Raw genomic sequence first — 17,470 nt, forward strand, 5'->3', positions numbered from 1 at the left:
GCCGCTCAGGCGGGGCGAGGGGTGGGGCGAGGGACGGGGCGAGGGGTGGGCAGTGGGTGGGCCGGGTGGTCGGGGCCGGTGGGTTCCGGGCTCACCCGGTGTGCCCACCGACCCCGCCTCACCCCGGTCCCAGCGCGAGCATCGCCCCGGCGACCTCGCCGACCGCCGCGTCCGGGATCGCGGTGGCGGCCTCCGGGAGGACGAGCAGCCGAGCGCCGGGGATCTCGCGGGCGAGCGCCTCACCGTTGCCGACGGGGAAGAACGGGTCGCGGCGGCCGTGGACGACGAGCGTGGGGACCCGGATCCCGGGCAGGCGCTCGCGCCAGCGGGGTGCGCAGTCGAGCCGGGAGAACACCAGGCCCAGCTGGTTGGCCAGGTGGACCGGGGGAGCGGTGCCGGGCGTACGGTCCCAGATGCGCGCGGCGGTCGCGCGTGCGGTGCCGGGGTCGTTGCCGAGGATCTCCGCGCCGGCGGCGGCGAACTCCGCCACCGCCGTGCGGCTGCTCCAGTCCGGCGCCGGACGGGCGAACAGCCGGCTCATCGTCGCCGGGTCGTGGCCGGGGAGGTCGTCGTCGGGCGGGCCGGGGGCGACCGCGCGGGTGCCGACCAGGGTGAGGGCGCAGAACGCCCCCGGGTGGTCGAGCGCGGCCACCTGGGCGACCATCCCGCCGACACCGATCCCCGCGAGGTGCGCGGGCCTCCCGCCGCCGAGCGCGCCGGCCAGGGCGGCGGCGTCGGCGGCGAGGTCACGCAGGGTGTAGGCGGGGGCCTGCGGATCCACCGTCGTCGACGCCCCGCTGTCGCGCAGGTCGTAGCGCACCACCCGGCGCCCGCCGGCCGCGAGGCGCGCGCAGAGCGCGTCGGGCCAGGACAGCATCGTCGGCCCGCCCACGAGCAGGACGAGCGGCGCGTCGGCGGCACCGAAGGACTCGGTGCCCGAGACCACCCCGTTGGCGTGGACGGCGGTGTGGACGGTGGCGTGGACGGCGGTCATCGGGTCACCGGGCCCCGTCGTCCCCGAGACCGCGGTCGGGCAGGCTCATGTCGCCCGTCCTGGGCGTGCCCTCGGCGAGCCCGTACCGCAGGTAGACGGTGCCCTGCGGGCCGGCCGCCGGGGGTTCGAGGAGCGTGAGGTTCGTGGGCACCGCGCCCTCCTCGAAGACCTTCTTCCCGACGCCGAGCACGATCGGGTGCACCCACAGGTCGAGGCGGTCGAAGAGCTTCTCGCGCAGGAGGCTCTGCACCAGGTTCAGGCTCCCGACGACCTTCACGTTCTCGTGCCGGTCGCGGAGTTCGCGCACCGCGCCCGCCAGGTCGGGGCCCAGCCGGGTGGAGTCGGCCCACGGGAGGTCGGTCGTGCCCCGGGAGGCCACGTACTTCGGGACGCGGTTGAACAGCTCGGCGATCTCGCCCTCCTTCTGGTGCGGCCAGTAGGAGGCGAAGAGGTCGTAGGTGCGCCGGCCGAGCAGCAGCGCGTCCGTGCCCTGGTAGGCGGCGAGGATCTGCGCCCCGGTGACCTCGTTCAGCAGGGGCGCCTGCCAGCCGCCGTACGGGAACCCCTCCGGGTCCTCGTCGGGGCCGCCGGGCGCCTGCCCGACGAGGTCGAGGGTCGCGAACAGTTCGATCTGGATGAGGCCCATGTCTGCACTCCCGATGAGCTGGGTCGGTCGGAGGGACCGGTCGGTCCCGTCGAGATGTAGACCGGTCGGCGCCGGAAAACTCATCGCCGCGCCGACACCCGGTTTCCGGACCCGCCGACCACCCCGTCCGGCGGTAGCCCGTACGGCACCGGAAGTCGGCCGGGCCGACCTCCGGTGCGGACGGGCGGAAAAAGGGGTTGGGGGATGATCGCCGGGGCTGGTAGCTTCCAAGCGACCGTGCAACCGCCCGAGGAGGTGAGACCCATGACCGCCGGACCCATATGGGTGCTCCCCCGCTCGTCACGGCCGGGCGATTGACGTAGGTGTCGCCGGGAGCGCCTCGACAGCCAGGCACTCCCGAAAGGCAACACCTCATGCACTCTGCACACTTCACCGCTCAGTCGTCCTCGAACGGCATCCTCGAGCGCGACTTCACCCTGGGCACCGGCCCTGGGGCCCCCGGCGTCCCCGGTGTCCTCTGGTCCCCGGCCTCCGGCGCGGCCGACCCCGCGCCCCTGGTCCTGATGGCCCACGGCGGCGGCAACCACAAGAAGCACCCGGCGATGTCCGGCCGCGCCCGACTCCTGGTGGCCGGCTGCGGCTTCCACGTCGCCGTCATCGACGCGCCCGGCCACGGCGACCGGCCGCGCACGGCACACGACGAGGCGGAGATCGCCGCCCTGTACGCGGCCCGGGCGGCGGGCGAGCCGGAGGGCCCGATCGTCGTGCGCTACAACGACCACCTGGCGGAGCAGGCCGTACCCGAGTACCGGGCACTGCTGGACGCCCTCCAGGAGCTCCCGGAGATCGGCGCCGACGGGCCGGTCGGCTTCTGGGGCATCAACATGGGCACCGCGATCGGCATCCCCTTCGTGGCGGGCGAACCCAGGATCTCCGCCGCCGTGTTCGGCCAGCACTGGCCGGACACCCTGGCCGAGCAGGCGAGGCGGATCACCGTCCCGGTCGAGTTCGACCTCCAGTGGGACGACGAGCACATCACGCGCGAGGAGGGCCTCGCGCTGTTCGACGCCTTCGCCTCGAAGGAGAAGTCCCTGCACGTGAACTCCGGCAGGCACAAGGACCTTCCCCGCTTCGAGGCCGACAGCGCGGCCCGCTTCTTCGCCCGACACCTCGGCCGCCCCACCGCCCCCACCCCGCAGGTCTGACCACCCCGGTCGCGGCGCATGGCGCCCGGCGCAGAAAGTCGGCGGGGCCGACTTCCTGCGCTCCGGGCGGGCCTCCCGGGGAGCGGCCCGATCGGGTACGGTGCGAACGGGAAGTGGGGAGGGAGGTCGACAATGAAGCGACCAGGGTACGTAGTTGCGGTGGTGCTCGACATCGTGCTGCTGGTCGGGCTGATCCAGGGATGGCTGCCCGCCAGCTCCGAGGGCTTCCGGCAGTTCCTGATCCTCCTCACCACCGTGGTCCTGGCGTTCGTCCTCTTCTCCGCGATCCGGCCGGGCCCGCGCGACTGACCGCACCCGCCCGGGTCGGTGGCTCCGTAGGGTGGTGACCTGCCGCCGGGGGGCGCCGACGCCGCGCCGGGCGGCTGTCAGTTCCGCGGCTTGGTACGCCGGGTGGGCTCGGCCGTGGTGGGGTCCTCGGGCCAGGGGTGGCGCGGATAGCGGCCTCGTAGCTCGGCGCGGACGGCACGGTAGCCGTCGCGCCAGAAGGACGCCAGGTCGCCGGTGACGGCGGCCGGGCGGCCGGCGGGGGAGAGCAGGTGGATGGTCAGCGGGACGCGGCCGGCGGCCAGGGCGGGGGTCGTGGTCCAGCCGAAGAGCTCCTGCAACTTGACTGCCAGGACGGGGCGTTCGGTGCCGTAGTCCACCCGTATCCGCGAGCCGGACGGGACGGTGATGCGTTCCGGTGCGAGTTCGTCCAGGCGGCCCGCTTCGCCGGTGGCCCAGGGGAGGAGGCGTTGGAGGGCGGCCGTGGTGTCGATCCTCGCCAGGTCGGCGCGGCGGCGGGCGCGGGAGAGTTCGGGTTCCAGCCATTCGTCGGCGCGGTCGAGCAGCGCCTCGTCGGAGACGTCGGGCCAGGGGTCGCCGAGGGCGGTGTGGAGGAAGGCGAGGCGTTCGCGGAGCCCGGAGGTGAAGGTCAGCAGCTCGCTCACGCCTTCGCGGGCGAGGCCTTCCACCAGGGCGCCCCGGACGAGTGCCGGGTCGGGGCGGTTGAGCGGCTTCTCGGCGAGTTCGACGGCGCCGAGGGATTCGACCCGGCGGGAGACGACTTCGCCTCGGCGGGTGTCCCAGTGGACCTCCTCGCGGGCCGTGACGAGCGAAGCGCCGGCCTGGAGCGCGGTGGACTCGTCCAGTGCCGCAGCGTGCAGCACCCGGGCGGAGTGCGAGCCCGCCGGGCGGTCGGCGACGGCGACGGCGAGCCAGGGGAGGGCGCCCAGGGCGGTGCCGGGGGCGAGTTCGGCGGCCGTGCCGGAGGCCATCAGGTACGGGCTGCGCTCGCCGGGGGCGGGCCGTTCGACCCGGGCGCGGGCGATGCGCTCGGGGAAGGCGAGGGCGACGACGAGGCCGACGGCGGTGGCGTCGGGCAGGGCGGTCGCGGGTTCGTCGGAGGTGGCGCGCAGCAAGCGGCGGACTTCGTCGCGCCAGCGGCCCGCGTACGGGTCCCGGGAGTCCCTCACCGCCCGCCACACCGCGCCGAGGTCGTCCCCGAGCGCACGCGGCGGTTCCTCGGAGAGCAGGGCGACCACCTCGGCGGCCCGCCGCGCGCCGACGGCCGCCGCCCCGTCGACCAGCGCGCGGCCCAGCCGCGGGTGCAGCCCCGTACGGGCGAGCCGGACGCCGCGATCCGTGGCCCGGCCGTCGGGGGAGACCGCGCCGAGGGCGGTCAGGGTCTGCCGGGCGGCGGCCATCGCCCCGGCGGGCGGGGCGTCGGGCAGGGCGAGCCCGGTGGCGTCCGGGTCGCCCCAGCAGGCGGCCTGGAGAGCGAAGGTGGTGAGGTCGGCGAGGGCGATCTCGGGGGTGGGGAAGCGGGCGGCGAGGGCGTCCTCGGCTTCGTTCCAGCAGCGGTAGACGGTGCCGGGGGCCTCGCGCCCGGCGCGGCCCGCGCGTTGGCGGGCCGCGGCGAGCGAGGCCCGTACGGTGACCAGCCCGGCCAGCCCCCGCGCGTGGTCGGTGCGCGGCTCGCGGGCGAGTCCGGCGTCGACCACGACCCGCACGCCGGGCACGGTGAGCGAGGACTCGGCGACAGCGGTGGCGAGGACGACCCGACGCCCCTGCGAGGGGGTCAGCGCGGCGTCCTGGACGGCCTGCGGGGCGCGGCCGTGGAGCTGGAGCACGTCGGCCGGAACGCCGCTCAACTGCCCGGCGACCCGGGCGATCTCGCCGACCCCGGGCAGGAAGCAGAGCACGTCCCCGTCCTGCTCGCCGAGCGCCCGCCGCACCACGGCCGCGACATGGTCGAGCAGCGCCGGATCGACCCGGGTCCCGTGCGCGGGCCGGACGGCGCGCGGCGGCGGCGCCCACACCACGTCCACCGGGTGGGACACCCCGTGCGCAGCCACCACCGGTGCGCCGCCGAGGAGTTCGGCCCAGGCCTCGGTGTCGGAGGTGGCCGAGGCGCAGACCAGCCGCAGTTCGGGCCGCAGCGCCGCCCGGACGTCGAGCAGGAAGGCGAGCGCGGTGTCGGCGTCCAGGTGCCGTTCGTGGCACTCGTCCAGGACGACCACGTCCACCCCGGGCAACTCCTGGTCGCGCTGGAGCCGTTGCAGCAGCACCCCGGTGGTGACCACCTCGACCACGGTGTCGGCGCCGACGCGCCGGTCCCCGCGCACGGTGTAGCCGACCTCGCGTCCCACGGACGAGCCGAGCAGCCAGGCCATCCGCCGGGCGGCGGCCCGGACGGCGAGCCGGCGCGGTTCGGCGACCAGCACCCGGCGCACCGGCCGGCCGTCGGCGAGCAGCCCGGCCAGCGCGAGCGGCACCAAGGTCGTCTTCCCGGTGCCGGGCGGGGCGGCGAGGACGGCCGTGCCGCCCCCGTCCAGGGCCTCGTGCAGCGCGGGGAGGGCGGTACGGACCGGGAGTTCGCGCCACGCGGGGTTCACGGGCCTCAGCCCCGCTCGGTGACGAAGATCGCCGTGCCGGGGATCAGCCGCCCGCGCAGCGGGGACCAGCCGCCCCACTCCTGCTCCAGTCCGGCCGGCCACTCGGGCTCGACCAGGTCGACCAGCCGGAAGCCGGCGGCGACGAGTTCGCGGACCCGGTCGCCCAGGGTGCGGTGGTGCTCGACGTAGGTGGCGTGGCCGTTCTCGTCCTGTTCGACGTACGGGGTGCGGTCGAAGTAGGAGGACACCGCGGTCAGGCCCTCGACGCCGGGCTCGTCGGGGAAGGCCCAGCGGATCGGGTGGGTCACCGAGAACACCCAGCGCCCGCCGGGCCGCAGCACCCGGTGCACCTCGCGCATCAGCTGCTCGGTGTCGGCGCTGAACGGGACGGCGCCGTAGGCGGAGCAGGCGAGGTCGAAGGAGGCGTCCGCGAAGGGCAGGACGGCGGCGTCGGCCTGGACGACGGCCACGGGCTCCACGCCCCGGCCGAGGTCGATCCGGCGGGAGTGCTGGAGCTGGCGGTAGGAGATGTCGAGGGCGACCGGGCGGGCGCCGCGGGCGGCCAGCCAGCGGGAGCACTGGGCGGCGCCGGCGCCGATCTCCAGCACGTCCCGGCCGGCCACGTCGCCGAGCAGACGGGCGTCGGCCTCGTCCAGGCCCTCGGGGCACCAGGTGAAGCGGTCGTCGCCGAGGAACTCGCCGTGCTCGTCCTGGTACTCGTCGGCGTTGCGGTCCCACCAGTGCCGGCTGGCCCGGCTGCTCTCGCCGGCCCCGGCCTCGCGCCGGACCGCGTCGTCGCCGTCCTCCTCCTCGAACTCGTCGATTCCGTCGGCCCCTGCGGGAGAGGTGTCAAGATCGTGAAGGGAGGACTGGGGGGTGGTGGCCACGGTGACAATGCCCATCGCGTAGGGTATGGAGTGCGGAAGCGCCGCTGCTGCGAAACGACCCCATCGGGGCCGGGTCCTGGCGGTGGCATCCGGGGAAGGGCCCCTTCGGGCGTCACCGCGAGGTGCGCGATCGGAGGATATGGCCTGATCCGTACCAGGCTCCACCGTCTTGCCTCTTCTGGCGTTGACCGTGCCTGGCCGTCCCCGTATGCTACAAGTTGCGCTGCGGGCCTGCGCGCCTCGGACGGAGCAGGTCGCGCTCGCATCTGTCGAAGACCCCACGGTCGCAAGACGGACGCCGATTTCTCGTTGTTCACGGGATTTCCGGTGTGCCGTGTTCTTGGCTGTCCGGCTTTCGGTGGGAGCGATACGGGCCCTCCGCGTGGCATTACCTACGACTTTCATGTCCGTACCGGAGCCCTTTTCCTAATGACGAGCCCCACCGACTCCTCCCTCAGCACCACCCCGCAGGTCGCGGTCAACGACATCGGCGACGCGGAGGCGTTCCTCGCCGCCATCGACGAGACCATCAAGTACTTCAACGATGGCGACATCGTCGAGGGCGTCATCGTGAAGGTCGACCGTGACGAGGTCCTCCTCGACATCGGTTACAAGACCGAGGGCGTCATCCCGTCCCGCGAGCTCTCGATCAAGCACGACGTTGACCCGCACGAGGTCGTCGCCGTCGGTGACAACATCGAGGCCCTGGTTCTCCAGAAGGAGGACAAGGAGGGTCGTCTCATCCTGTCCAAGAAGCGCGCTCAGTACGAGCGTGCCTGGGGCACGATCGAGAAGATCAAGGAAGAGGACGGCATCGTCACCGGTACCGTCATCGAGGTCGTCAAGGGTGGTCTCATCCTCGACATCGGCCTCCGGGGCTTCCTCCCCGCCTCGCTGGTCGAGATGCGCCGCGTCCGCGACCTTCAGCCCTACGTGGGCAAGGAGCTCGAGGCCAAGATCATCGAGCTGGACAAGAACCGCAACAACGTGGTCCTGTCCCGCCGTGCCTGGCTGGAGCAGACCCAGAGCGAGGTCCGCCAGACCTTCCTCACCACCCTCCAGAAGGGTCAGGTGCGCTCCGGCGTCGTCTCCTCGATCGTCAACTTCGGTGCCTTCGTGGACCTGGGTGGCGTCGACGGCCTGGTGCACGTCTCCGAGCTGTCCTGGAAGCACATCGACCACCCGTCCGAGGTTGTCGAGGTCGGCCAGGAGGTCACCGTCGAGGTTCTCGACGTTGACATGGACCGCGAGCGCGTCTCCCTGTCGCTGAAGGCGACCCAGGAGGACCCGTGGCAGCAGTTCGCCCGTACCCACCAGATCGGCCAGGTCGTTCCGGGTAAGGTCACCAAGCTGGTTCCGTTCGGTGCGTTCGTCCGCGTGGACGAGGGCATCGAGGGCCTGGTCCACATCTCCGAGCTGGCCGAGCGCCACGTCGAGATCCCGGAGCAGGTCGTTCAGGTCGGCGACGAGATCTTCGTCAAGGTCATCGACATCGACCTCGAGCGTCGTCGCATCAGCCTGTCGCTCAAGCAGGCCAACGAGGCCCTGGGTGCCAACCCGGCCGAGGTCGAGTTCGACCCGACCCTGTACGGCATGGCCGCCTCGTACGACGACCAGGGCAACTACATCTACCCGGAGGGCTTCGACCCCGAGGCGAACGACTGGCTGCCCGGCTTCGAGAAGCAGCGTGAGGAGTGGGAGCGCCAGTACGCCGAGGCGCAGACCCGCTTCGAGCAGCACCAGGCCCAGGTCATCAAGAGCCGCGAGGCCGACGCCGAGGCCGCTGCCGAGGGTGGCGACGCCGTCGCAGCCGCTGCCGGTGGCTCGTACTCGTCCAGCAGCGACGAGGGCTCGGGCGCCCTGGCCTCCGACGAGGCCCTGGCCGCCCTGCGCGAGAAGCTGGCCGGCGGCCAGAGCTGAGGCTCTCGCCCCCCGCTAGCTGACAGCTAGGGAACGGGCCCCATCCGGATCACTCCGGGTGGGGCCCGTTTCGCGTTTCCGGCCGACGGTGTTGTGTTCTCCACCCGTTTCGCGCGTCCTCCCGGGCCTTCGTTTTCCGGTTTGACTTATGTGTGGTTTATGTGAAGGGAAATGTGAGATGAGGCTCATTGCCCTGCTATAGGCCGGAGTTCGGGTTGCACCTACATTGAGTGGAGCTGCCCGAAAGGCTCCTTCATGCGCATGCGCAACCCCTCCTCCGCCGTCCCCACCGCCGTGGTCGGTGGCCGGCTCGCCGCGATCGGCCGGTTCTGTTTCCGCCACCGTCGCTGGGTGCTCGGCTTCTGGGCCGTGGTCCTCGTCGTCGGGGTGCTGATCGGCGGCCGGGTGTTCGAGGGCTCGGTGGCCGGGGCCTCCTCCGCGTCCGCCGAGGCGGACCGGGGCAGTGCGGTGGTCGCCGCGGCCGACCCGGTCAAGGGGACGCTGACCGCGGTGGTGGACGGCAGGCCGGTGGACGACCCGGGCGTCCGGGCCGCGGTGCAGAAGGCCACCGCCGAGATCGCCGCCCTGCCCGGGGTCGCCGGCGCCCAGGACCCGTACGGCTCCGGCCCGGGCGCGGCCGCGCTGCGGGCCGCCGACGGCAGGGCCGGCCTGGTCAGCGTACGGATGGCCGACACCGCGACCTCCGCGCAGACCGACGCGGCCACCCATCGGCTGGCCGCCCTGAACGGCGCGGGCGGGGCGCACGTGACCGTCGGCGGGGACCTCGTCCTCCAGCAGGAGGTCAAGAAGCAGACCGAGCAGGACACCCGCTTCGGCGAGATGGTGACCCTGCCGTTGACCCTGGTCGTCATGGTGCTGGTGTTCGGCGGCCTGGCCGCCGCCGCACTGCCGGTGATCGGTGCCGTCGCCTCGGTGGGCGGGGCGCTGCTGGCCATGTTCGGGTTCAGCCGGATCATGGACATCGACACCAGCGTGCTGCCGATCGCCACCGTGCTGGGGCTCGGGCTCTCGATCGACTACGCGCTGCTGATGGTGAATCGTTTCCGCGAGGAGCGCGGCCACGGCGCGGGCATCGCCGCCGCGGTCGAACGCACCGCCGCGACCGCCGGACGTACCGTCGCCTTCTCCGGACTGACCGTGGCCGTCGCGCTGGCCGGTCTGTTCGTCTTCACCAGCCCGGTGCTGGGCGCGGTCGCCGCCGCCGGGGTCAGTGTGGTGGTGATCGCGGTCGCCGCCGCGCTCACCCTGATCCCCGCGCTGCTCGGCTTCGCCGGCGGCCGGATCAGGACACCGAGCGCGCCCGTTCCGGACGAGGGCTTCTTCAGTCGTACCGTGCGCCGGGTCCGCAAGCGGGCCGTGCTGGTCACCCTCGCCTGCGTGGGCGTGCTGATGGCGGCCGGGGCGCCGTTCCTGCACGCCGACATGCGCAGTTCCGGCGCCGCCGTGCTGCCCGCCTCCTCGGCCGGCCGGCAGGTCGCGGAGGCGATCGACCAGCGCTTTCCGCAGATCGCGGCCGCGCCGATCACGGTGGTGGTCGAGGGCGGGGCGCCGGTGGCGCAGGCGTACGCGGACGAGGTGGTGGCCAAGCTGTCGGGCGTCAGCGGGGTCCGGGCGGTGACGCCGGTGAGCGGGGCGGTCTCGACGGTCGACGTGCTGGTGCACGGGGACCCGCAGGGTGCCACGGCCAAGCAGGTGGTGGACGAGCTGCGGGCCGACCGGGGCGGGTTGAAGACCTACGTCACCGGCGGTGCGGCCTCGGTGGTGGACTTCCAGGACGAGCTGCTGGCGCGCGGGCCGTGGGCGCTGGGCCTGGTCGCGGCCGGGACGCTGGTGCTGCTGTTCCTGATGACCGGCTCGGTGGTGATGCCGGTCAAGGCGCTGCTGATGAACCTGCTGTCGCTGGGTGCCTCGCTCGGCGCGCTGACCCTGGTGTTCCAGGACGGCTGGTTGAGCGGGCTGCTCGGGTTCAGCTCGACGGGCGGGCTGGAGACCTTCATCCCGGTGCTGGTCTTCGCCTTCGCCTTCGGGCTGTCGATGGACTACGAGGTGTTCCTGCTCGCCCGGATCAAGGAGCTGACCGACCGCGGGCACGGCTGCGTCCGGGCGGTGGAGCTGGGCGTCCAGCGCAGCGGTCGGATCATCACCTCGGCGGCGCTGCTGATGGTGATCGTCTTCGCGGGCTTCGCGCTCGGGGACATGCTCATGGTCAAGCAGATGGGCATCGCGCTGGCCGTGGCCGTCGCGGTGGACGCCACCCTGGTGCGCTGCCTGCTGGTGCCGGCCGCGATGAGCCTGTTCGGCGAGTTCAACTGGTGGGCGCCCGCACCGCTGCGGCGGCTGCACCGGCGGTTCGGGCTGAGCGAGCACGTGGACCTGCCGGAGATCGAGCCGGCGGTCCTCCCGGCGCAGCGGCCGGCGGCCGGAGGGCCTGCCGTGCCCGCGGCGCCGGACCTGGTGAAGGCCTGAGGCCTTCCGGGTTCACGCGAGGCGGTTCAGCAGGCCGACGGCGGTGCGCAGCTGCTCGCGCTCGGTGGTGCTGAGGCGGGACTCGATGGCGGTGGCGATGTGGTGCTCGCGGCGGGCGCGCTGGTCGAGCAGGGCGGTGCGGCCGGCCTCGGTGACGGCGATCAGCTGCTTGCGGCCGTCGGTGGGGTGGGGTTGCTGGGCGACCAGGCCGGCCTCGGACATCAGGGCGACGGTGCGGGCCATCGACTGGTGGCGCACCCGGCGGAGGTCGGCGAGTTCGGCGACGGTGTAGGAGCGTTCGTCGCGGACCAGCAGGCCGAGCACGGCCGCCTGGTTGGGCGGGAGCTCGTCGCTGTCGCGCAGGGTGCGGACCAGGCTGCCGAGGGCGGCGCGCAGGTCGGCGGCGAGATCCAGGGTGTCCGGGTGCGGGGCGTTGCTGGGCATGGGGGAAGTCTATCCGGAAGATGTGCAGCAAGACTGTACAGCCGTGCTGTATGGTTTCTTCCATGCGAATCACCAAGTTCGGACACGCCTGTGTACGCGTCGAGCAGGACGGGACCACGCTCGTCATCGACCCCGGAGCCTTCACCGACCCCGCCGCCCTGGCCGGGGCCGACGCCGTCCTGATCACCCACGAGCACATGGACCACTTCGAGCCGTCCCGGCTGCGCGCCGCGCTGGAGGCCGACCCGGCACTGCGGGTGTGGGCCAACCGCGAGGTCGCCGCCCAGCTGGACGGCGTCGGCCAGCGGATCACCGTCGTCGGCGAGGGGGACGCCTTCGAGATCGGCGGGGTCGGGGTCTCCGTCCACGGCGAGTGGCACGCCGAGATCCACCGGGACATCCCGCTGGTGAAGAACATCGGCTTCCTCCTCGACGGCCGGCTGTTCCACCCCGGCGACGCCTTCACCGTGCCGCCGCACGCCGTGGACACCCTGCTGCTGCCGCTCGCGGCGCCGTGGAGCAAGGCCGGCGAGGTGGTCGACTACGTCCGGGAGGCGGGCCCCCGGGTGGCGGTGCCGGTGCACGAGGCGACGCTCAGCCCGATCGGGCACATGATCGCCACCCGGCTGCTCGGGCCGGACGGGCCGGGCGCCGGTGCGGAACTGACCGTGCTGGGCGACGGCGAGAGCCTGGAGCTGGGCTGACGGTCCGACGGCCTGACGCCTCGGGCCCGGCCTCGGGCCCGAGGCCGGGGCTTCGGGCCCGGGCTGCCGCGTCCGTAGCCGCGCCGGTAGCCTGACGCCATGCTGAAGATCGGACTGACCGGCGGGATCGGCGCGGGCAAGAGCGAGGTGTCCCGGCTGTTCGCCGCGCACGGCGCGGTGATCGTGGACTCCGACCTGATCGCCCGCGAGGTGGTCGCCCCCGGGACGGACGGCCTGGCGGCCGTGGTCGCCGAGTTCGGCCCGCAGGTGCTGCGGGAGGACGGCACGCTGGACCGGCCGGCCCTCGGGGCGGTCGTGTTCGCCGACCCGGAGAGGCTGCGGGCGCTGAACGCGATCGTCCACCCGCTGGTGCGGGCCCGCTCCGCCGAACTGGAGGCGGCGGCCGCGCCGGACGCGGTGGTGGTGCACGACGTGCCGCTGCTCGTCGAGAACGGGCTGGCGTCGCTGTTCGACCTGGTCGTGGTGATCGACGCGGACGACGAGGTGCGGCTGGACCGGCTGGTGCGGCTGCGCGGGATGGCCGAGGAGGAGGCCCGGGCCCGGATGGCCGCCCAGGCCTCGCGGGCGGACCGGCTGGCGGCCGCCGACCTGGTGATCGACAACGGCGGGCCGCTGGAGGCGCTGGCGGCGCGGGTCGACGAGGTGTGGGCGGAGCTGGTGGAGCGGGCCGCGGCCTAGAGCCGCCTCCGGTGGGTCGGCCGGTTCGGTGGGTTGGCCGGCGGCGCACGAGGGGCCGGTTTCCACGCCCCGGTACCCGCGGGTGCCGCCGTCCGATCATGTGACCGATCCGGTGGGCCGGAGGGGACTTGGAGGCCGGTCCGCGGGGAACGGAGCATGGAGTGATGGATGATCGATTCTCCGCTGAACCACTGACCGTCGAGCGCTTGGAGAGCTACTCCCGCGCCGAACAGGACCAGATCCTCGGCCCCGGCGAGGACCCGTACGGCGTCGCCTACACCGGGCTCACCTTCCGGCCCAAGGACGTGCACTTCGGCATCCGGGCCGCCGACGGCCGGCTCGTCGCCCACACCGGGCTGCTCCCGGTCCCGCTCACCGTCGGCGGCACCGACCTGGACGCGATCGGCGTCGGCGGCGTCTGCGTCGCCCCCGAACGGCGCGGCGAGGGCCTGGCGCACGCCGTGGTCGGCGCCGCCGTGGACCACGGGCGCGCGCTCGGCTTCCGGTACGCACTGCTGTTCTGCCGCCCGCCGCTGGCGGCCTTCTACCGGGGGCTCGGCTTCCGGGAGGTGGCCGAGGAGGTGACGGTCGAGCAGCCGGAGGGGCGGCTCGCGGTCATGCCGCTGCGCACCATGTGGCGGCCGCTGGCGGAGGGCGCCGGGTGGCCGGAGGGGCCGGTACGGCTGCGGTCGCTGCCGATGTGAGGGCCGATCAGCCGGGGCCACCGGGCTCGGGCGGGCTCGGGCGGGCTCAGGCGGGCGTCGCTTCGGTGCGTGCCGCGCGGGCGACGGCCGCCTGAGCCAGGGCGCGGATCATCGGGTGCGCCCGGGTGCCGTCGCCGGACAGCTCGGGCTGGAACAGCGAGGCCAGGAAGAACGGGTGCTCCGGCAGTTCGAGGATGCGGACCTCGCCGGACGCGTCCGCGCCGCTGAAACGCAGCCCGTGGGCGCGCAGCCGGTCCAGGTAGTCGGCGTTGAGGCCGTAGTTGCAGTGGTAGCGCTCCTGGGTGCCGGTGGCGCCCAGGGCGCGCTCGGCGAGGGTGCCGGGGGTGATCGCGACGGCGCCCTCGTGGCCGACCAGGGAGCAGCTGAGCGGGACGATCACCTGCTGGTCGAGGTCCGGGTCCTGTTCGCCGTGGACGGCTCCGGTGATGCCGCAGACGTTGCGGGCGAACTCCAGCACCGCGTGCTGGAACCCGGCGCAGGTGCCGAGGAAGGGGATGCCGTTCTCGCGGGCGGTCCGGATCGCGGCCAGGGCGCCCTCCTCGCTGCGGTACGGGCTCCCGGGCAGCAGCCAGACGGCGTCGAAGCCGTCGAGCGCGCCCGGGGCCCCGGCGTCCTCGGTGGGGATCCAGTAGGCGTCCAGGACCAGTTGCTCGCGTTCGGCGAGGGAGGCGAGCAGGCCGGGGATGCGGGCGTGCGAGCGGACGGCGGGGGAGCGGTCGCCGACCAGGGCGATCCGGGGGGTCAGGTAGGTCATGGGGCTATCCTGGCGCCGCACCCAGATCAGCGCCAACGATGATTTCTTACACCCCGATCAGATCGGTTGATGACCGCAGTGGATCCGCAGCAGCTCCGCACCTTCGTCACCGTCGCCCGGCTCGCCTCCTTCTCCGAGGCGGCCCGGGACCTCGGCTACACCCAGTCCGCGGTGTCCCAGCAGATCGCCGCGCTGGAGGCCGACCTCGGCACCGCCCTGCTGGGCCGCCGCCCGGTCGCCCCGACCGCGGCCGGCCGGCGGCTGCTGGAGCACGCCGCCCCGCTGCTGGTCCGGCTGGAGGCGGCGCGCGCCGATGTCGCGCGCCTGGCCGACGCCCCGAGTGCCCGGCTGGTGCTCGGTGCCACCCCACTGGCGGTCGGAGCGGCCCTGGGGCGTGCGCTCGGCGAAGTGCGCCGGGTGTTCCCGCAGGTGGAACCCGTCGTCCAGGTGCTCGCCCAGGGCGTGCTGCCCGCCCAGGTCGCCACCGGCGAGGTCGACCTCGCGCTGATCGACGGCCTGGCCGCGCCCAGCGACCCGCTGCCGCTGCCCGAGGTCGGCCCGCTGACCACCGTCGCGGTCGACGAACAGCCGCTCGCCGTCGCCCTGCCGCTCGGGCACCCGCTGGCCGGCCGCCCCGGCCTCGCCCTCGCCGACCTGTCCGCCGCCCGCTGGCTGGACGCCCCCGACCTCACGCCCACGGCGGCCCGGCTGCGCGCCGCCGCCGGTACCGACGGCTTCCGGTCCGCCACCCGCTACCGCGGCACCGACCTGTACGGGCTGCTCGCGCTGGTCGCCGCCGGGCACGGACTCACCCTGCTGCCCGCGTCCGTCCTCGCCCGGACGCCCGAGGTCGCGTACGCCCTGGTCGCCGCGCCCCGGCTGGTGCACCGCACCGAACTCCTCCACGGCAGCCTGCCGGAGGGGCCGGCGGCACTGCTGGCGCGGCTGCTGGCGGGGTGAGGGCAGGCGCGGGGCGGGGCTGAGGTCAGGCCGAGGCCAGGCGTGTGGTCGGGCTGAGGTCGGGCGCGGGGTCAGGCTGAGGTCGGGCGCGCGGTCGGGCTGAGGTCAGGCCGCGGTCCGTGCGGCGCTGCGGGCGAGGAAGTCCGCGACCGTGCCGGTGAGCGCCGCCGGGTCGTCCAGCCACGGGTAGTGGCCCGCGCCCGGCTGGACGGTGAGGGTGACGTCCGGGAAGAGCGACGCCGCCGCGGTGGCCGAGGCCGCGGTGGGCCACAGGTCCACCTCCCCGGCGAGCAGCAGCACCGGGCAGCTGAGCGCGGCCAGTCGGCGGCGCAGCCCCTCGGTGTCGGGGGTGTAGCCGGCGTAGTAGTGCTCGCTGACCGGCAGGGAGCGCTGGGCCGGGTCGGCGGCGGCGTGGGCGCGGGCCGCGGCGTCCCAGCGGCCGTACATCAGCGGCTCGAAGGCGAAGCGGTGCCGGGCGGCCTCGGCGAAGGTGGTGGCGGACCGCATGCCGTCGTACGCGGCGACGGCCTCGGCGTGCCAGGGCTCGCCCGCCCGGGCGGCGATCACCTCCCGCGCGCCGGTGTCGGAGGGCAGGCCGACGGCGGCGAAGGAGGGGGTGAGCAGGGTGAGGCTGGTCAGGCGGTCGGGGTGGGCGGCCGCGTAGAGCATGGCGAGGGCGCCGCCGGCGGAGTGGCCGAGCAGGTCGATCCGGTCCAGGCCGAGGTGGCGGCGCAGTGCCTCGACGTCGGCGACCAGGCGGTCGACCCGGAAGGTCGTCGGGTCGGCGGGCGTCCCGGAGGCGCCGGTGCCCCGGGTGTCGGGCAGGATCAGGGTGCGGTGGGCGCTCAGGCCGCCGAGGTCGCCGAGGTACTCGGCCGCGCGGCCGGGGCCGCCGGGGAGGCAGAGCAGCGGCGGGCCGTCGCCCAGGGTGCGGAAGGCCAGGTCGGTGCCGTCGTACGAGGTGAGGAACTCCATGGCGGACAGCCTGGAGGGCCGGTGCCCGCACGGCTATCGTTCAGCCAGGACTGAACGGTCGAGGACCGAACGTTCGACGACTGAACAAGCGAGGACGATCGAGGGGCGGTGGCCGCGTGGCGGTGGAGATCCGGCTGTCGGCGGCGGAGGTCGCCCGGGTGCGGTTCGCGGTCTCGCCGCTGGCCGAGACGGTGCTCGGGCTGCGGCTGACGCTCGGGGTCGGCGGGCACGACGTGCACCGGGGGTGGGTGCGCGGGGCCCGGCCGGTGCTCGCCCGGGAGCCCGAACTGCCGCTGCTGCGCGCCCTGTTGGCGGGGTGCCTGCCGTCCTTCCTGTTCCCGGTGCCGGAGTCGCGGCTGCCCTCCTTCGAGGCCGAACTGACCGGGCTGCGGGCGACCGACCCGGCGTACGCGGCGGCCGAGTGCGCCGCCGCGCTGGGTGCTGCCCGGGCGCGTGAACTGCCGGGCGCCGAAGAGCTGTTGAGCCGGGTCGCCGATGCCTTGGAGCGCTTCCACGGCGCGCTGGTCGCCCCGCACTGGGGGCGGATGCGGGCCCTGCTGGAGGCGGACCTGGGCCGCCGGGCGGTGACCCTGGTGGACCGCGGGGTGGAGGGGCTGTTCGCCGAGCTGCACGGTGATGTCGTCTGGCGGGAGGGCGAGTTGCTGGTGCACGGCCGTCGCCGTACCGGGTCGGTGTGGACGGTCGAGGCGGGCGGGCACGGCCTGGCGCTGCTGCCGTCGGTCTTCGGCTGGCCGGACGTGATCGTCGACCACTCCCCGCGCGCCGCCGCCTCGATCCGCTACCCGGCGGCCGGCGTCGGCCTGTTGTGGGAGGAACCCCGACCGTCCTCCGCCGGGCTGGCCGCCGTGCTGGGGCGCACCCGCGCGGAGCTGCTCGCCGTGCTCGGCGAGCCGTCGAGCACCCCGCAGCTCGCCGAGCGGCTCGGCGTCACCCCGAGTGCCGTCTCCCAGCACCTCGGCGCGCTGCGCGGCGCGGGGCTGGTGGCCACCCGGCGGAGCGGGCGCAACGCGCTGCACCTGCGGACGGCGCTGGGGGCGGTGCTGGTGGGGGAGGCGGGCGCCGTTCCGCCGGGGCCCGGGGGCTGAGGGCCGGAGCCCCCGCCGGGGGCGGGCGGACGGGTCCGACTGCCCGGGGCGGGGCGGGGCCGGGCCCGGATGTGGAGGGGGTGGACACCACTCGTTCACGTCCCGC

The 17,470-nt window shown here is 74.4% G+C and carries 16 protein-coding genes; 9 read left to right on the top strand and 7 right to left on the bottom strand.

Features of this window, described 5'->3' with window-relative positions; all coding sequences use genetic code 11:
* Positions 1–118: 118 nt before the first annotated feature.
* Both ACIQWA_RS15875 and ACIQWA_RS15880 read right to left on the bottom strand, forming a co-directional pair.
* On the bottom strand, positions 119–994 hold the full coding sequence (locus ACIQWA_RS15875; RefSeq protein WP_402482641.1) for an alpha/beta fold hydrolase: 876 nt from the start codon (positions 992–994) through the stop codon (positions 119–121).
* A gap of 4 nt (positions 995–998) precedes the next feature.
* Entirely contained in the window at positions 999–1,640 is a 642-nt protein-coding gene (locus ACIQWA_RS15880; RefSeq protein ID WP_402482644.1) for a dihydrofolate reductase family protein, read from the bottom strand.
* A 374-nt stretch (positions 1,641–2,014) separates the two neighbouring features.
* Between ACIQWA_RS15880 and ACIQWA_RS15885 the strand changes: the two genes are divergently transcribed.
* Positions 2,015–2,806 carry an alpha/beta hydrolase gene (locus tag ACIQWA_RS15885; protein WP_402482647.1) on the top strand — a complete coding sequence of 264 codons (792 nt, stop codon included), beginning with the start codon at positions 2,015–2,017 and terminating at the stop codon, positions 2,804–2,806.
* A 132-nt stretch (positions 2,807–2,938) separates the two neighbouring features.
* Entirely contained in the window at positions 2,939–3,115 is a 177-nt protein-coding gene (locus ACIQWA_RS15890; protein WP_402482650.1) for a hypothetical protein, read from the top strand.
* Between the two features lie 77 nt (positions 3,116–3,192).
* On the opposite strand, the gene hrpB is transcribed toward ACIQWA_RS15890, so the two are convergent.
* Together hrpB and ACIQWA_RS15900 are read right to left on the bottom strand one after the other, a co-directional pair.
* The gene (gene hrpB / locus ACIQWA_RS15895) at positions 3,193–5,703 is read right to left on the bottom strand and encodes an ATP-dependent helicase HrpB (protein WP_402482653.1); all 2,511 of its coding nucleotides are present in this window, start codon (positions 5,701–5,703) and stop codon (positions 3,193–3,195) included.
* 5 nt (positions 5,704–5,708) lie between these two features.
* Complete coding sequence (locus tag ACIQWA_RS15900; protein WP_360234571.1) at positions 5,709–6,605, bottom strand: class I SAM-dependent methyltransferase; 897 nt, start codon at positions 6,603–6,605, stop codon at positions 5,709–5,711.
* A 414-nt stretch (positions 6,606–7,019) separates the two neighbouring features.
* Here ACIQWA_RS15900 and rpsA point away from each other — a divergent pair, with 414 nt between their 5' ends.
* Together rpsA and ACIQWA_RS15910 are read left to right on the top strand one after the other, a co-directional pair.
* Positions 7,020–8,510: a 30S ribosomal protein S1 gene (gene rpsA, locus ACIQWA_RS15905; protein ID WP_329928268.1), complete on the top strand. Its 1,491-nt coding sequence runs from the start codon at positions 7,020–7,022 to the stop codon at positions 8,508–8,510.
* A 255-nt stretch (positions 8,511–8,765) separates the two neighbouring features.
* Entirely contained in the window at positions 8,766–10,997 is a 2,232-nt protein-coding gene (locus ACIQWA_RS15910; protein ID WP_402482658.1) for an MMPL family transporter, read from the top strand.
* 12 nt (positions 10,998–11,009) lie between these two features.
* Here the strand turns inward: ACIQWA_RS15910 and ACIQWA_RS15915 are convergent, their stop codons facing one another.
* On the bottom strand, positions 11,010–11,441 hold the full coding sequence (locus tag ACIQWA_RS15915; RefSeq protein WP_360234577.1) for a MarR family transcriptional regulator: 432 nt from the start codon (positions 11,439–11,441) through the stop codon (positions 11,010–11,012).
* Between the two features lie 62 nt (positions 11,442–11,503).
* On the opposite strand from ACIQWA_RS15915, the gene ACIQWA_RS15920 reads away from it, so the two are divergent.
* From ACIQWA_RS15920 to ACIQWA_RS15930, 3 genes are all read left to right on the top strand, one after another.
* A complete protein-coding gene (locus ACIQWA_RS15920; RefSeq protein ID WP_360234580.1) occupies positions 11,504–12,145 on the top strand; it encodes an MBL fold metallo-hydrolase in 642 nt (213 codons plus the stop codon).
* A 99-nt stretch (positions 12,146–12,244) separates the two neighbouring features.
* The gene (gene coaE / locus ACIQWA_RS15925; protein WP_360234583.1) at positions 12,245–12,844 is read left to right on the top strand and encodes a dephospho-CoA kinase; all 600 of its coding nucleotides are present in this window, start codon (positions 12,245–12,247) and stop codon (positions 12,842–12,844) included.
* 164 nt (positions 12,845–13,008) lie between these two features.
* The gene (locus ACIQWA_RS15930) at positions 13,009–13,548 is read left to right on the top strand and encodes a GNAT family N-acetyltransferase (protein WP_360234586.1); all 540 of its coding nucleotides are present in this window, start codon (positions 13,009–13,011) and stop codon (positions 13,546–13,548) included.
* 46 nt (positions 13,549–13,594) lie between these two features.
* On the opposite strand, the gene ACIQWA_RS15935 is transcribed toward ACIQWA_RS15930, so the two are convergent.
* Complete coding sequence (locus ACIQWA_RS15935; RefSeq protein ID WP_402482662.1) at positions 13,595–14,323, bottom strand: hypothetical protein; 729 nt, start codon at positions 14,321–14,323, stop codon at positions 13,595–13,597.
* Between the two features lie 69 nt (positions 14,324–14,392).
* On the opposite strand from ACIQWA_RS15935, the gene ACIQWA_RS15940 reads away from it, so the two are divergent.
* On the top strand, positions 14,393–15,283 hold the full coding sequence (locus tag ACIQWA_RS15940; RefSeq protein WP_402482664.1) for a LysR family transcriptional regulator: 891 nt from the start codon (positions 14,393–14,395) through the stop codon (positions 15,281–15,283).
* A 105-nt stretch (positions 15,284–15,388) separates the two neighbouring features.
* Here the strand turns inward: ACIQWA_RS15940 and ACIQWA_RS15945 are convergent, their stop codons facing one another.
* A complete protein-coding gene (locus tag ACIQWA_RS15945; protein ID WP_402482666.1) occupies positions 15,389–16,258 on the bottom strand; it encodes an alpha/beta fold hydrolase in 870 nt (289 codons plus the stop codon).
* A 116-nt stretch (positions 16,259–16,374) separates the two neighbouring features.
* Here ACIQWA_RS15945 and ACIQWA_RS15950 point away from each other — a divergent pair, with 116 nt between their 5' ends.
* Positions 16,375–17,364, top strand: coding sequence for a DUF5937 family protein (locus ACIQWA_RS15950; protein ID WP_402482669.1), 990 nt, complete (start codon positions 16,375–16,377; stop codon positions 17,362–17,364).
* Positions 17,365–17,470: the final 106 nt, after the last annotated feature.

Source organism: Kitasatospora sp. NPDC098652, assembly GCF_044760155.1.
Classification (GTDB): domain Bacteria; phylum Actinomycetota; class Actinomycetes; order Streptomycetales; family Streptomycetaceae; genus Kitasatospora.

Excerpts from the sequence above, each read along its gene's own strand:
- ACIQWA_RS15875 (WP_402482641.1), bottom strand. The coding sequence starts at position 994 with ATGACCGCCGTCCACGCCACCGTCCACACCGCCGTCCACGCCAACGGG.
- ACIQWA_RS15880 (WP_402482644.1), bottom strand. The coding sequence starts at position 1,640 with ATGGGCCTCATCCAGATCGAACTGTTCGCGACCCTCGACCTCGTCGGG.
- ACIQWA_RS15885 (WP_402482647.1), top strand. The coding sequence starts at position 2,015 with ATGCACTCTGCACACTTCACCGCTCAGTCGTCCTCGAACGGCATCCTC.
- ACIQWA_RS15890 (WP_402482650.1), top strand. The coding sequence starts at position 2,939 with ATGAAGCGACCAGGGTACGTAGTTGCGGTGGTGCTCGACATCGTGCTG.
- ACIQWA_RS15900 (WP_360234571.1), bottom strand. The coding sequence starts at position 6,605 with ATGGGCATTGTCACCGTGGCCACCACCCCCCAGTCCTCCCTTCACGAT.
- rpsA (WP_329928268.1), top strand. The coding sequence starts at position 7,020 with ATGACGAGCCCCACCGACTCCTCCCTCAGCACCACCCCGCAGGTCGCG.
- ACIQWA_RS15910 (WP_402482658.1), top strand. The coding sequence starts at position 8,766 with ATGCGCATGCGCAACCCCTCCTCCGCCGTCCCCACCGCCGTGGTCGGT.
- ACIQWA_RS15915 (WP_360234577.1), bottom strand. The coding sequence starts at position 11,441 with ATGCCCAGCAACGCCCCGCACCCGGACACCCTGGATCTCGCCGCCGAC.
- ACIQWA_RS15920 (WP_360234580.1), top strand. The coding sequence starts at position 11,504 with ATGCGAATCACCAAGTTCGGACACGCCTGTGTACGCGTCGAGCAGGAC.
- coaE (WP_360234583.1), top strand. The coding sequence starts at position 12,245 with ATGCTGAAGATCGGACTGACCGGCGGGATCGGCGCGGGCAAGAGCGAG.
- ACIQWA_RS15930 (WP_360234586.1), top strand. The coding sequence starts at position 13,009 with ATGGATGATCGATTCTCCGCTGAACCACTGACCGTCGAGCGCTTGGAG.
- ACIQWA_RS15935 (WP_402482662.1), bottom strand. The coding sequence starts at position 14,323 with ATGACCTACCTGACCCCCCGGATCGCCCTGGTCGGCGACCGCTCCCCC.
- ACIQWA_RS15940 (WP_402482664.1), top strand. The coding sequence starts at position 14,393 with ATGACCGCAGTGGATCCGCAGCAGCTCCGCACCTTCGTCACCGTCGCC.
- ACIQWA_RS15945 (WP_402482666.1), bottom strand. The coding sequence starts at position 16,258 with ATGGAGTTCCTCACCTCGTACGACGGCACCGACCTGGCCTTCCGCACC.